A 13,823-nucleotide genomic window follows, 5' to 3' on the forward strand; every position below is an offset into this window, starting at 1 on the left:
AGTCAGTTGAGGTGTATTCTGGAATGAAACAAACAGCAACTTTTATCCCAACATTACGTGAAACTCCAGCCGATGCCGAAGTAAAATCGCATCAGCTTTTATTGCGCGCAGGCTTTATCCGCCAAAACACAAGCGGCATTTACTCATTCCTGCCGCTCGGCAAACGTGTACTGCAAAAAGTGGAAACCGTTATCCGAGAAGAAATGGAAGCCGCTAACAGTGTTGAAATCTTTATGCCAGCACTTCAGCAAGCTGAATTGTGGCAGGAATCAGGGCGTTGGTATTCTTACGGCGACGAATTAATGCGTTTGAAAGACCGGAATGATCGTGAATTCGCTCTAGGTGCGACACACGAAGAAGTGATCACCAGCTTGCTGCGTGATGAAATCAAGTCCTATAAAAAGCTGCCTTTAAATTTGTTCCAAATACAGTCGAAGTTCAGAGACGAAAAACGTCCGCGTTTCGGGTTATTGCGCGGCCGCGAGTTCCTGATGAAAGATGCTTATTCATTCCATGCTACTCCTGAGAGCCTGGACGAAACTTATGACGTCATGATGAAAGCTTATACCAATATCTTCACACGCCTTGGTCTTGATTTCCGTGCTGTAATTGCGGATTCAGGTGCCATCGGAGGAAAAGACAACCACGAGTTCATGGTATTATCGGAAATCGGGGAAGATACGATTGCGTATTCCGACAGTTCTTCTTATGCAGCGAACATCGAAATGGCAGCAGTCAATGTTTCTTATCCGGTTTCAGACGAAACCCCGGGAGAAATGGAAAAAGTGGCAACGCCAGGCAAAAACACCATTGCAGAGGTAGCGGAATTCATGGGGACGACTGCTGAAAAATGCATCAAAACCCTGGTTTTCAAAGCGGATGACGAACTGGTAATCGTTTTGGCGAGAGGCGATCATGATATCAATGACGTCAAAGTCAAACACGCAACAGGTGCTAAAGTTGTTGAGATGGCAACACCTGAAGAAGTACAGCAATTACTGGCGTGTGACATCGGCTCTCTTGGACCGATTAATCTTCCTGCTGAAGTCCGCTTGTTTGCTGATCACGCGGTGGAAAACATAGTCAATGGTGTAGCTGGCGCGAACGAAAGCGGCTATCACTACAAAAATGTTACGCCCGGAAAAGACTTTAAGGTCGCTGCTTACCACGACCTTCGTTTTATCCAGGAAGGGGATGCATCGCCGGACGGCCAAGGCACAATTCAATTTGCCAAAGGCATTGAAGTCGGACATATCTTTAAATTGGGCACGACTTACAGCATTCCGCTTAAAGGCACATTCCTGAACGATCAAGGAAAAGCGATGCCTTATATCATGGGATGCTATGGAATCGGCGTATCACGTGTGATGGCTGCCGTTGCTGAACAATTCCAGGACGACAATGGCTTTACATGGCCGGACATCGTTGCTCCTTACGAAGTCCATCTCGTACCTGTAAACGTCAAAGACGATGCACAGCGCGAGCTGGGTGAAGAGTTGTATTCCCTGTTGAAATCAAATCACTACGAAGTGCTGCTTGATGACCGCAAAGAACGGGCAGGCGTGAAATTCACAGACGCTGACCTGATTGGGTTGCCGGTTCGCATCACCATCGGTAAAAAAGCGGCTGAAGGAATTCTGGAAGTCAAAATACGTCGGACAGGTGAAACATTCGAATGGACACGTGACGAATTGCTTGATCAATTGCAGCAGTTTTTTAAAAAATAACAGCAAAATCTGATATGATGAAAGGAAAGTACAAATTGTACTTTCCTTTCTTTTTCTGCTTGTTCGAGAAAATTGTAAATGTGAGTTTGCACTTTTTTAAGGTGAACGAAAGAAATGGTTTTAGCAAAATAGTTAAATGTGTAAAGTGTAAAGGAATCGTTGCGGGAAAGCAGATCAGTGATACAGCTCTCATTTTGTATCAGAGCTATCTCAGCTGTGCAGATGTTAAAGCTTGGGGTTTAGTGGAACTGGATGGCGAAAAATCCATACCAGCAAATGTTTAGTATGTTCAAATGTTAAATTGCCCTAATCCAACGCCGCCAGACAAAATGCACGTACGCTTTCTTAAATCACTACTACGAAGGGGATAATTATGACAAACCAGCAAGATCCTAAGATGCGGTTTAAAATGCTGCTTCAGCATCTCGACTTAACGGACGATGTACATATGCCCTTTTTCGAAGAGGCTGAACTGACACGGATGACTGTCCATAAAAAAGAACGATCGTGGAAATTCCTTGTAAAAGTAAAGAATATCCTGCCGATCGATTTGTACCTATTACTTAAAGAACGACTATATAGCACATTTTCTCCAATTGCTTCGGTTCAATTGAACATCGAATCTGCACAGGAGACAGCACAGGAAAACCTCGTCTTATCCTACTGGAGATACGCGGTTGAAGAATTGGCTGATATGGCGCCGCCGCTGCGTGAACGATTGCTGTCACAGGCGCCGGTTTGGAACGGCAACAAGCTTCTGCTGCAATGCAATCATGAACACGAAATGATGGCATTGAAATCAAAATACAGCGATAAATTAGCGGGTGTCTACCGCCAGTTTGGCTTCCCGCATGTTTCAATCGATTTCCAATTGTCAAACGAAGACCAGGAAGCGGCACATGCAGCATTCATGGCAGAACGTTTGCGTGAAGAAGAGGAGATGGCGAATAAAGCCTTGTCCGATATGAAAAAGCGGGAGACGAACCGAAAAGAGAACGGTACGCCTTCTGGGCCTTTCCAGATGGGTACGGCTATCAAACCGGATGAAAATATTGTGGAAATCCAATCGATTGTTGATGAGGAACGTCGAGTGACCATTGAAGGCTACGTCTTTGATGCAGAAGTCAGAGAACTTCGGAGCGGCCGTTCATTATTGACCGTCAAGATTACAGACTATACCGATTCGATTCTTGTGAAGATGTTCTCACGTGACAAAGAAGATGCTGAATTGATGGCCAATGCTAAAAAAGGCATGTGGTTAAGAGCTCGCGGTTCGATTCAGACGGATACCTTTGTGCGGGATCTAGTGATGATGGCACAGGATATGGTTGAGATCAAACCGGTTCTTCGCCAAGATACAGCTGAAGAAAAACGCGTCGAGTTGCATCTGCACACACCGATGAGCCAAATGGACGCCGTTTCGTCTGTTGAATCATTGGTCAGCCAAGCTGCCAGATGGGGCCATCCGGCGATTGCCATTACGGATCATGCCGGCGTACAGTCATTCCCGGATGCATATGCAGCCAGCAAAAAACATGGTATTAAAGCGATTTTTGGCCTGGAAGCGAATTTAGTGGATGACGGTGTACCGATCGCTTATGAAGAGCGCCATGCTTTATTGGAAGATGAAACGTTCGTTGTGTTTGACTTAGAGACCACGGGCTTGTCCGCTGTTTACGATACCATCATTGAATTAGCTGCTGTTAAAATCAAAGGCGGCCAGATCATCGATAAATTCGAGAGCTTTGCGAATCCTCATCATGAGCTTTCATCGACAACGATTGATTTGACTGGCATCACCGATGATATGGTCAAAAACGCACCGGAAGTGGAAGAAGTGATCCGCAAATACCACGAATGGGCAGGCGACCACATCATGGTTGCCCATAACGCTTCATTCGACATGGGCTTCCTGTATGTCTGCTATAAGAAATACGGTATTGAAACAAAGCATGCCACGATCGATACACTGGAATTGGCGCGTATGCTTCATCCAGAACTGAAAAACCACCGATTGAACACGTTGGCCAAAAAGTTCGGAATCGAGCTGACACAGCATCACCGGGCCATTTACGATACGGAAGCGACATCTTATTTATTGACGCATCTCTTAAAAGAAGCAGATCAAAAAGGCATTCTTTATCATGACCAATTAAACGATTATGTGGGCAGCGGAGACGCTTATAAACGTTCACGGCCGACACATTGCACACTGTTGGCGCAGAACGATGAGGGGCTGAAAAATCTCTTCAAACTGGTGTCTGCATCTCACATCGATTATTTCTACCGGGTGCCTCGCATTCCGCGTTCATTGCTCCAACGACATCGGAAAGGCCTGCTGGTCGGTTCCGGTTGTGACAAAGGCGAAGTTTTCGAAGCGGTCATGCAAAAATCAATGGAAGAAGTTGAACAGACTGCGCAATTCTACGATTATCTGGAAGTTCATCCAAAAGAGGTTTATTCCCATTTGATTGAGCGGGAAATGATCCGCGATGAATGGAACTTGGAAGACATTATCCGGAAATTGGTGAAAATCAGCCGTAAGTTGGAAATACCTTTGGTTGCAACGGGCAATGTCCATTACTTGGATGAGACAGATGCCATTTTCAGACAGGTACTTATCGGATCCCAAGGCGGGGCGAATCCGTTGAATCGCCACAAGCTGCCGAAAGTGCATTTTAGAACAACCAACGAAATGCTCGATGCATTTGATTTCCTCGGTGCTGAAACAGCCCATGAACTGGTTGTGGAAAACTCGGTTAAAATCTCCGAGATGATCGATGTTGTCAAACCAATTAAAGATGAATTGTATACACCGAAAATTGAAGGCGCTGATGAAGAGGTTCGGGAATTGAGTTACAACATGGCCCGACAAATTTACGGAGATACTTTGCCTGAAATCGTGGAAGCGCGGATTGAGAAAGAATTGAAATCCATCATTGGACATGGTTTTGCGGTCATCTATCTGATCTCCCATAAGCTGGTTAAAAAATCATTGGATGACGGTTATTTGGTTGGTTCCCGTGGATCGGTCGGTTCTTCGCTTGTAGCGACGCTGACTGAAATAACGGAAGTCAATCCGTTGCCGCCGCATTATATTTGCCGGAAATGCAAGAAATCGGAGTTTTTTGATGACGGTTCTGTCAGTTCAGGATTCGATTTAAAAGACAAGAATTGCCCGGATTGTGATGTTCCTTATCAAAAAGAAGGCCAGGATATTCCGTTCGAAACGTTCTTAGGATTTAAAGGGGATAAAGTTCCGGATATCGATTTGAACTTCAGTGGAGAATACCAGGCAGTTGCCCATAACTATACGAAGGAACTGTTTGGAGAAGACAATGTTTTCCGTGCAGGCACCATCGGCACAGTAGCGGAAAAGACGGCTTATGGCTATGTCCGCGGCTATGCCAATGATCGAGACATGACATTGCGCGGGGCGGAAATCGACCGGCTTGTACAAGGATGTTCGGGCGTTAAGCGCAGTACCGGACAGCATCCGGGGGGGATCATCGTTGTTCCGGACTATATGGACATCTATGATTTCTCGCCAATCCAATTCCCGGCAGATGCGCAGGATTCAGAATGGAAGACTACACATTTTGACTTCCACTCTATCCACGATAATCTATTGAAGCTCGATATACTTGGTCACGATGATCCGACAGTGATCCGCATGCTCCAGGATTTGTCCGGCATCGATCCGAAGACCATCCCAACTGACGATCCGGAAGTCATGAAAATCTTCGCCGGACCTGAATCACTCGGTGTGACGAAAGAGCAGATTGGCTGTAAAACAGGCACGCTCGGCATTCCGGAATTCGGTACGCGTTTTGTGCGCCAGATGTTGGAAGAAACAAAACCGAACACGTTCTCGGAACTTGTCCAGATTTCCGGATTGTCCCACGGGACGGATGTATGGTTGAGCAATGCGCAGGAATTGATCCAAAATGGAACCTGCCAGCTGTCCGACGTAATCGGCTGCCGTGATGACATCATGGTCTATTTGATTTACCAGGGACTTGAATCTTCCTTGGCATTTAAAATCATGGAGTCTGTCCGTAAAGGTAAAGGATTGACGCCTGAATTTGAAGAAGCCATGAAAAAAGAAGGCGTGCCGAACTGGTACATCGAGTCCTGCAAAAAAATCAAGTACATGTTCCCGAAAGCGCACGCCGCCGCCTATGTTTTGATGGCTGTCCGCATCGCCTACTTTAAAGTGCATTTCCCTGTTCTTTACTATGCGGCTTATTTTACAGTGCGCGCAGAAGATTTTGATGTCAACGCTATGGCCAAAGGATCACATTCGATTCGTGCTGTGATTGATGAAATCAACAGCAAAGGCCTGGAAGCATCGACAAAAGAGAAGAACTTGCTGACGGTTATGGAATTGACGCTGGAAATGGTGGAGCGGGGCTACAGCTTCCAAAAGGTTGATTTATACAAATCATCTGCTGATCAGTTCATCATAGATGGCAACAGCCTGATTCCGCCATTCAATGCCATTCCTGGATTAGGGACCAACGCCGCAAAATCCATCGTTGCTGCACGCGAACATGGGGAATTCCTGTCCAAGGAAGACCTTCAGCAACGTGGCCGCGTTTCAAAAACAATCATCGAGTACATGGATGATCATGGCTGTTTAGAAGGGATGCCTGAAGCCAACCAGCTGTCTCTCTTCTAGCCAGTTGCACCACAGCGCGATTTGTGGTATTATTGTAGTAACATTTACTGATAGCTCTGTCGCAGAAGAGTGGGTTCTCCCGCTCTTTTCTGTTTGTTATGGCATAAAATTGGCGGGAGGCATGTATGAGCAAAATTACAGAACAAATCGAGAAGATAGCACAACCCATCACCAGTGAACTAGCCCTGGAACTTGTAGATGTGGAATTCCTTAAGGAAGGCCGCAACTGGTTTTTACGAGTGTATGTGGACAATCCGGAAGCACCGATTGATATTGATCAATGTGCTTTAGTAAGTGAAAAGCTCAGTGAGATTTTGGATCAACTCGATCCGATTGAACAAAATTATTTCCTGGAAGTTTCATCTCCGGGTGCAGAACGTCCGTTGAAGAAGGAAAAAGATTTCGAGAAAGCTATCGGTAAATTTATTTACATCAAAACTTATGAGCCGGTTGAAGATGCAAAAGAGTTTGAAGGCTATTTAAAGTCCTATGACGATGAACAAGTGGAAATTGAAATTAAAATCAAAACACGCAGAAAAATAATCAACATTCCGAAAGATAAGATTGCGATAATCCGTTTGGCCATTGATTTTTCTGTTAAACCTGATTGAAGAACCTGGGAGTGAATAAAATGAGCAGTGAGTTATTGGATGCTTTTGAAGTACTAGAGAAACAAAAAGGGATTTCCCGTGAAGTCCTGATCGAGGCAATTGAAGCTGCATTGGTAACGGCATACAAACGGAATTTCAACCAGGCACAAAATGTCCGTGTGGATTTGAACTTGGACACCGGCACGATGCTGGTCTATTCCCGCAAGGATGTTGTAGAAGAAGTGGAAGACGAACGTCTTCACATTTCATTGGAAGATGCTAAAGTCATCAACCCTGCTTACGAGCTTGGAGATGTGGTGGAAGAAGAAGTGACGCCGCGTAATTTCGGACGTATTGCTGCACAGACAGCGAAACAAGTTGTAACTCAACGTGTTCGTGAAGCTGAGCGCGGCCTAATCTTCGAAGAGTTTGTTGATCGTGCTGACGATATCGTCAACGGCATCGTTGAACGCATGGACGCACGCAACTTGTACGTAGGACTTGGCAAAGTTGAAGCAGTGCTTCCACAGACTGAGCAAATGCCGAATGAGCATTACAAGCCTCATGACCGCATCAAAGTGTATATCACAAAAGTGGAGCGCACAACTCGCGGGCCACAGGTATTTGTGTCGCGCACCCATCCGGGATTGCTTCGCCGTCTGTTTGAAAACGAAGTGCCTGAAATTTATGACGGCATCGTTGAAATCAAGTCGATTGCACGCGAAGCAGGAGACCGTTCTAAAATTTCCGTATTCGCACACCGCGATGACATTGATCCAGTAGGGTCATGCGTCGGATCTAAAGGCGGACGTGTCCAAACGATCGTCAATGAGTTGAGTGGAGAAAAAATCGATATTGTTGAATGGTCTGAAGAGCCGGTAGTCTTTGTAGCCAATGCACTTAGCCCATCCAAAGTATTGGATGTGCAAGTCAATGAAGAAGCAAAATCAACGACGGTTGTTGTTCCTGACTATCAATTATCTCTTGCGATCGGCAAACGTGGGCAAAATGCCCGTTTGGCAGCAAAATTGACTGGATGGAAAATTGACATTAAAAGCGAGACTGACGCTCGGGAAATGGGCATCTACCCGAACCCGAATGCTGATATCGAATTAGTGGAATCCGGTGAAGAACTGGACGATTTTGATTTTTACGAAGAAAAAGAATAATGTAGAAAAGGTGATGTCCGTTGGCTCTGCAAAAGAAAATTCCATTACGGAAGTGTGTAGCTACAGGCGAGATGCATCCTAAAAAGGAAATGATCCGCGTTGTCCGTTCAAAAGAAGGCGAAGTAGCCGTCGATTTGACTGGCAAAAAATCAGGACGCGGCGCATACCTTTCGAAATCGGAAGATGCCATCGCGACTGCCCGCAAAAAGAAAGTGCTGGACAAGCAATTGGAAGTCAAGATTCCAGACGAAATCTATGATGAGTTAATTCGCGTCGTTCTCAGAGAGCAGTTGAAATAATGACGAAACAAAAAATTCTTCAATTACTTGGATTGGCGACACGTGCAAGAATGACCATTTCCGGTGAAGAAATGACCGTGAACGAAGTTCGAAAAGGAAAAGCGAAATTAGTGATAATTTCAGAAGACGCTTCGGACAATACCAAAAAGAAATTGCAGGACAAATGCAAATCATTTGGAGTGGATCTGCATGTTTTAGGATCGCGGTTCGATTTGGGACATGCGATAGGCAAAGAAGAGCGGGTAGTGATTGCAATCACCGATAAAGGTTTTGCAAAAAAAATAACCAGCTTATTCGAAGAAATTAATCGGGGGCGAGCAGATGACCAAAATTCGAGTACATGAATACGCTAAGAAGGTAGACAAGCCAAGCAAAGAAATCATCAATGAATTGTCTAAACACAATATTAACGTGCAAAACCATATGGCTACATTAGAAGACAATGCTGTTTCGAAATTAGACAGCATCTACAAAAATGCGTCTGCAGGACAGCGTCCAGCAGCACAATCGCGTCCATCAGGACAAAGCCAATCCCGTCCGTCACAAGGCGGCCAGTCCCGTCCATCAGGACAAGGGCAATCACGTCCATCACAAGGCGGCCAGTCCCGTCCATCAGGACAAGGGCAATCGCGTCCATCACAAGGCGGCCAGTCACGTCCATCAGGGCAAAGCCAATCACGTCCGGCAGCAGCTCCAAGCCAAGGACAATCCCGTTCGCAAGGAAACGGCCAGCGTCCGACTACACCAGCAAAAACTGGTTCGAACTTCACACCAAAAGCAGCTAAACCGACGGCAGGCCCAGGCCAACGTTCTTCAGGACGTCCAGGAGGCGGAAACCGCAATGGCTTCCAAAACCGCAACCGTAAAGGGAAGCAGCAGCAACCGGTAAATCCGTTGCCGCCAATGCCTAAAAAAGAGAAAGAATTGCCGGCTAAAATTACATTCAGCGAGTCATTGACTGTAGCTGAGCTGGCGAAAAAATTAGGGCGCGAGCCTTCTGAAATCATCAAAAAATTATTCATGCTTGGTGTAATGGCTACCATTAACCAAGAGTTGGATAAAGATGCAATTGAATTGATCTGTGCTGAATATGAGGTTGAAGTGGAAGAAGAGATTCTTGTTGATAAAACAGATCTTGAAGTTTACTTTGAACCTGAAGACGAAAGCCTGAACGAAGAACGTCCACCGGTTGTGACAATCATGGGGCACGTTGACCATGGTAAAACAACATTGCTTGATTCAATTCGCCACACGAAAGTGACGGCAGGAGAAGCCGGCGGAATTACGCAGCATATCGGTGCTTACCAAGTTGTAGACAACGGCAAAAAGATCACATTCCTTGATACTCCTGGACACGCAGCATTTACAACCATGCGGGCACGCGGAGCGAAAGTGACAGACCTTGCCATTATTGTTGTTGCAGCAGACGACGGCGTTATGCCACAAACAGTTGAAGCCATCAATCATGCTAAAGCTGCAGAAGTTCCGATCATCATCGCAGTCAACAAAATGGATAAGCCAAGCGCAAATCCAGACCGTGTTATGCAAGAACTGACTGAGCATGGCTTAGTTCCTGAAGCATGGGGCGGAGACACGATTTTCGTACCGATTTCCGCATTGACTGGAGACGGCATTGATTCGTTGCTTGAAATGATCTTGCTTGTTTCTGAAGTAGGGGAATTGAAAGCTAACCCGGCACGCCGTGCAATTGGAACGGTTATTGAAGCAGAGCTTGATAAAGGCCGTGGTTCAGTAGCTACACTTCTAGTACAGGACGGTACGTTAAATGTTGGAGATCCGATCGTTGTCGGCAACACATTTGGACGCGTCCGTGCAATGGTTTCGGATGTAGGCCGTCGCGTAAAAGAAGCGGGCCCATCAACTCCAGTTGAAATCACTGGGTTGAATGATGTACCACAAGCAGGAGATCGTTTTGTTGTCTTTGAAGATGAAAAAACAGCTCGTCAAGTGGGCGAAACACGTGCAACATCTGCGCTTCAAGTTCAGCGTTCAGAAAAAACACGCGTAACACTTGATAACTTGTTTGATCAGTTGAAACAAGGCGAAATGAAAGAATTGAACCTGATCGTCAAAGCAGACGTTCAAGGAGCAGTTGAGGCTATGGCAGCATCACTTCTTAAAATCGATGTAGAAGGCGTCAACGTGAAAATCATCCACACAGGCGCTGGTGCGATTACAGAATCTGATATCTCATTGGCAGCTGCATCAAATGCCATCGTTATCGGCTTTAACGTTCGTCCGGATGCAAACGCGAAACGCGCTGCTGAAGCAGAAGGCGTAGATATCCGTTTGCACCGCATCATCTATAAAGTGATCGAAGAAATTGAATTCGCAATGAAAGGGTTGCTTGACCCGGAATTCGAAGAAAAAATCATCGGCCAAGCTGAAATCCGCAGCACATTCAAAGTATCTAAAGTCGGAACGATTGCCGGAAGCTATGTAACCGAAGGCAAAATTACACGTGACAGCGGCGTTCGCGTCATCCGTGAAGGCATCGTAGTATTCGAAGGTGAAATTGACACATTGAAACGTTTCAAAGACGATGCAAAAGAAGTGGCTAAAGGCTATGAATGCGGTATTACAATCAAAAACTTCAACGATGTGAAGGAAATGGATATCATTGAAGCGTATATTATGGAAGAAATCGTACGCAAATGATCCTGTACATGGAATGCGAATTTTTCATTCCAACGGCACATTCGTTAAAAGATAAGCGGGCAGTCGTGAAAAGCATGCTGACCCGCAGCAGACAAAAATTCAACGTTTCCGCAGCGGAAATTGACCACCAAAATGTTTGGCAGCGGACCCGCATCGCTTTTGTTATCGTCTCTTCCTCAAAAGAAATGGCTGATAAGGAAATGGCGCAGGTTCTCTACTACTTGGAAAGCAACCCCGCTTGGGAATGTTTGGAGATTGAGAAAGAATATTTGTAAGAACGAGGTGGATTAGCAATGACAATGCGCGCGAATCGTGTAGCTGAGCAGATGAAAAAAGAGCTCAGCGATATCATCAGCCGAAAACTGAAAGATCCACGTATCGGATTTGTCACTGTAACAGATGTTGAAGTTACAGGAGATCTCCAGCAGGCAACTGTATATATCAGCGTGTTAGGTGAAGACCATGCAAAAGAACAGACATTGCTTGGGTTAACGAAGTCGAAAGGATTTATCCGCACCGAAATCGGACAGCGGATCCGTCTTCGCAAAACTCCTGAATTGTCTTTTGAAATCGATTCATCGGTTGCTTACGGCAATCGAATCGATACATTACTGCGTGATATTCAAGAACCAAAAGAAGATTAAAAAAAGCCTGCTGTCTATTTCAGATAGCAGGCTTTTTTTGCATCAAGCAAAGGAGTTAAGGCATATGGCGCTGAACGGAATTCTACCATTGTGGAAAGAAAAAGGGATGACCTCCCATGATTGTGTCTTTAAGTTAAGGAAGATCCTGCAAACGAAAAAAGTCGGACATACTGGGACTTTGGATCCTGAAGTGGATGGCGTACTGCCTATCTGCATCGGCAATACGACCAAAGTGGCAGAATATATCACCGACCAAGGAAAGACTTATGAAGCGGAAGTGACCATCGGCTATTCGACTGAAACAGAAGATGCAACAGGCGAAACGGTGGATACGGACCTTTCAGAGAAGCTCATTACCCGCCAGCAAATTGCTGAAGTCTTTTTGCAGCTTACCGGAAATATTAAACAGATTCCCCCAATGTATTCAGCCGTCAAAGTGAACGGCAAAAAGCTATATGAATATGCACGCCAAGGAATCGCCGTTGAACGGCCTGAGCGGACAGTCCGCATCGATTCGATTGAGTTATTGGATGATGATCTTCAATGGACTGGCCAGCAAATCAAATTCAATATCCGTATCCGCTGCGGCAAAGGAACTTATATCCGGACTTTGGCTGTGCAAATCGGAGAAGCATTAGGCTTTCCTGCGCATATGTCCCGGCTGACCCGGACAGAATCCGGTAAATTCGCCAAAAAAGATTGCGTAACACTTGCCGAAGTGGCTGAACTTGCTCAAAATGGAGTTATCGGCGACATTTTGAAACCGCTCAGCTATGGTCTAGAGGTGTTTCCATTCATGGAAATCGAACCGAAACAGATATTTGCTGTAAAAAACGGGCAAGTACTGGCGCGTCATGCCATACTTGATCAAATGGGATTTGTAGTTTTGACCTATCAGGGACAACCTGTGGCACTCTATAAAAACCATCCTGAAAAAGCGGATAAGATGAAGCCTGAAAAAATGTTCGGTTTTCCGACAGCGGACGAGGTGTAGTATGGAAATTATTCATTTAAGTTATCCGATTCACGTTAAACCCGATAGTGAGACGGGACCATTGTCCTTGGCCCTCGGCTTTTTCGACGGTGTACATAAAGGACATCAGCGCGTGATAGGCGACGCCATCAAACAAGCTGAAAGCAAAGGCATTAAATCAGCGGTTATGACGTTCGATCCACATCCTTCATTGGTTTTGGGCGGCAGAAAAGAAGAAGTCTTTTATATTACGCCTATGCAGCAGAAGATGGAAATCCTTGAAGGAATGGGCGTCGATTATTGCTTTATCGTGCGCTTTACTTCAGAGTTTGCCAAATTGACGCCGCAACAGTTTATCGAGATATTCATTAAGGAACTGAATGTCAGCCATGTCACAGCCGGGTTCGATTTTTCGTTCGGCAGCAAAGGCAAAGGCGATATGACCTTGATGAAAGAGCTGGGAGACGGGCAGTACGGCGTCACTGTCATAGAAAAACAGGAAGATGGCAATGAAAAAATCAGTTCGACACGCATCCGTGAGCTATTGAAAAACGGTGCAGTCGAGCAGGTTTGCCATTTGTTGGGCCGGCCATTCCGTGTTTTAGGAACCGTGGTCAATGGTGATAAACGGGGACGCACCATCGGATTTCCGACGGCCAATATAGAGCCGGAACTGGGTGCTGTCGTGCCAAGCCGCGGCGTTTATGCGGTGAAAATTCAAGTGCAGGGGCAGACTTACAATGGTGTCTGCAATATTGGCTTCAAGCCGACGTTTAATAATCCCGATGTGAAAAAGCAAGTCATCGAAGTGCATATTCTTGATTTTGACAAATCGATCTACGGGGAAATGGTGGAAGTCGAATGGCATGAACGGATCCGGGATGAGCAGAAGTTCTCCGGCATTGATGAGTTGAAAGCGCAAATTCAGCGAGACAAGATGACGGCTGAGCAGTTTTTCGCTGGCATTAATTAATCAGTGTGGTTGATTTCGGAAATGGCTTATGCTATTATTTATGAGTACTGAATGTACAAACCGTTGCTTGGCAAATCGAATCACCAAC

General features: G+C 45.6%; 11 protein-coding genes. All 11 read left to right on the plus strand.

The features are described 5' to 3' along the window. Nucleotides 1–23 precede the first annotated feature (23 nt). The 11 genes from QMA01_RS02555 (at nucleotide 24) to ribF (ending at nucleotide 13,735) form a co-directional block, all read left to right on the plus strand. Complete coding sequence (locus QMA01_RS02555) at nucleotides 24–1,727, plus strand: proline--tRNA ligase (RefSeq protein ID WP_290214227.1); 1,704 nt, start codon at nucleotides 24–26, stop codon at nucleotides 1,725–1,727. Nucleotides 1,728–2,100: 373 nt separating this feature from the next. Next, entirely contained in the window at nucleotides 2,101–6,408 is a 4,308-nt protein-coding gene (locus QMA01_RS02560) for a PolC-type DNA polymerase III (RefSeq protein ID WP_191714130.1), read from the plus strand. Nucleotides 6,409–6,533: 125 nt separating this feature from the next. Further along, a complete protein-coding gene (gene rimP / locus QMA01_RS02565; protein WP_191714131.1) occupies nucleotides 6,534–7,019 on the plus strand; it encodes a ribosome maturation factor RimP in 486 nt (161 codons plus the stop codon). A 20-nt stretch (nucleotides 7,020–7,039) separates the two neighbouring features. Then, nucleotides 7,040–8,167: a transcription termination factor NusA gene (gene nusA / locus QMA01_RS02570; protein WP_191714132.1), complete on the plus strand. Its 1,128-nt coding sequence runs from the start codon at nucleotides 7,040–7,042 to the stop codon at nucleotides 8,165–8,167. A 20-nt stretch (nucleotides 8,168–8,187) separates the two neighbouring features. Continuing rightward, nucleotides 8,188–8,466 carry an RNase P modulator RnpM gene (rnpM, locus tag QMA01_RS02575; RefSeq protein ID WP_191714133.1) on the plus strand — a complete coding sequence of 93 codons (279 nt, stop codon included), beginning with the start codon at nucleotides 8,188–8,190 and terminating at the stop codon, nucleotides 8,464–8,466. Then, entirely contained in the window at nucleotides 8,466–8,810 is a 345-nt protein-coding gene (locus QMA01_RS02580) for a YlxQ family RNA-binding protein (protein WP_191714134.1), read from the plus strand. Before rnpM ends, QMA01_RS02580 begins: the two co-directional genes overlap by 1 nt. Beyond that, the gene (infB, locus tag QMA01_RS02585) at nucleotides 8,788–11,145 is read left to right on the plus strand and encodes a translation initiation factor IF-2 (protein ID WP_191714135.1); all 2,358 of its coding nucleotides are present in this window, start codon (nucleotides 8,788–8,790) and stop codon (nucleotides 11,143–11,145) included. Before QMA01_RS02580 ends, infB begins: the two co-directional genes overlap by 23 nt. Then, entirely contained in the window at nucleotides 11,142–11,420 is a 279-nt protein-coding gene (locus QMA01_RS02590) for a DUF503 domain-containing protein (protein WP_191714136.1), read from the plus strand. Before infB ends, QMA01_RS02590 begins: the two co-directional genes overlap by 4 nt. A gap of 18 nt (nucleotides 11,421–11,438) precedes the next feature. Continuing rightward, entirely contained in the window at nucleotides 11,439–11,789 is a 351-nt protein-coding gene (rbfA, locus tag QMA01_RS02595) for a 30S ribosome-binding factor RbfA (RefSeq protein ID WP_191714137.1), read from the plus strand. Nucleotides 11,790–11,853: 64 nt separating this feature from the next. After that, entirely contained in the window at nucleotides 11,854–12,783 is a 930-nt protein-coding gene (gene truB, locus QMA01_RS02600; protein WP_290184640.1) for a tRNA pseudouridine(55) synthase TruB, read from the plus strand. Between the two features lies 1 nt (nucleotide 12,784). After that, entirely contained in the window at nucleotides 12,785–13,735 is a 951-nt protein-coding gene (gene ribF, locus QMA01_RS02605; protein WP_191714138.1) for a riboflavin biosynthesis protein RibF, read from the plus strand. Nucleotides 13,736–13,823 lie beyond the last annotated feature (88 nt).

Source organism: Planococcus notacanthi, from assembly GCF_030407825.1.
GTDB lineage: Bacteria > Bacillota > Bacilli > Bacillales_A > Planococcaceae > Planococcus > Planococcus notacanthi.

Excerpts from the sequence above, each read along its gene's own strand:
- QMA01_RS02555 (WP_290214227.1), top strand. The coding sequence starts at position 24 with ATGAAACAAACAGCAACTTTTATCCCAACATTACGTGAAACTCCAGCC.
- QMA01_RS02560 (WP_191714130.1), top strand. The coding sequence starts at position 2,101 with ATGACAAACCAGCAAGATCCTAAGATGCGGTTTAAAATGCTGCTTCAG.
- rimP (WP_191714131.1), top strand. The coding sequence starts at position 6,534 with ATGAGCAAAATTACAGAACAAATCGAGAAGATAGCACAACCCATCACC.
- nusA (WP_191714132.1), top strand. The coding sequence starts at position 7,040 with ATGAGCAGTGAGTTATTGGATGCTTTTGAAGTACTAGAGAAACAAAAA.
- QMA01_RS02580 (WP_191714134.1), top strand. The coding sequence starts at position 8,466 with ATGACGAAACAAAAAATTCTTCAATTACTTGGATTGGCGACACGTGCA.
- infB (WP_191714135.1), top strand. The coding sequence starts at position 8,788 with ATGACCAAAATTCGAGTACATGAATACGCTAAGAAGGTAGACAAGCCA.
- QMA01_RS02590 (WP_191714136.1), top strand. The coding sequence starts at position 11,142 with ATGATCCTGTACATGGAATGCGAATTTTTCATTCCAACGGCACATTCG.
- rbfA (WP_191714137.1), top strand. The coding sequence starts at position 11,439 with ATGACAATGCGCGCGAATCGTGTAGCTGAGCAGATGAAAAAAGAGCTC.
- truB (WP_290184640.1), top strand. The coding sequence starts at position 11,854 with ATGGCGCTGAACGGAATTCTACCATTGTGGAAAGAAAAAGGGATGACC.
- ribF (WP_191714138.1), top strand. The coding sequence starts at position 12,785 with ATGGAAATTATTCATTTAAGTTATCCGATTCACGTTAAACCCGATAGT.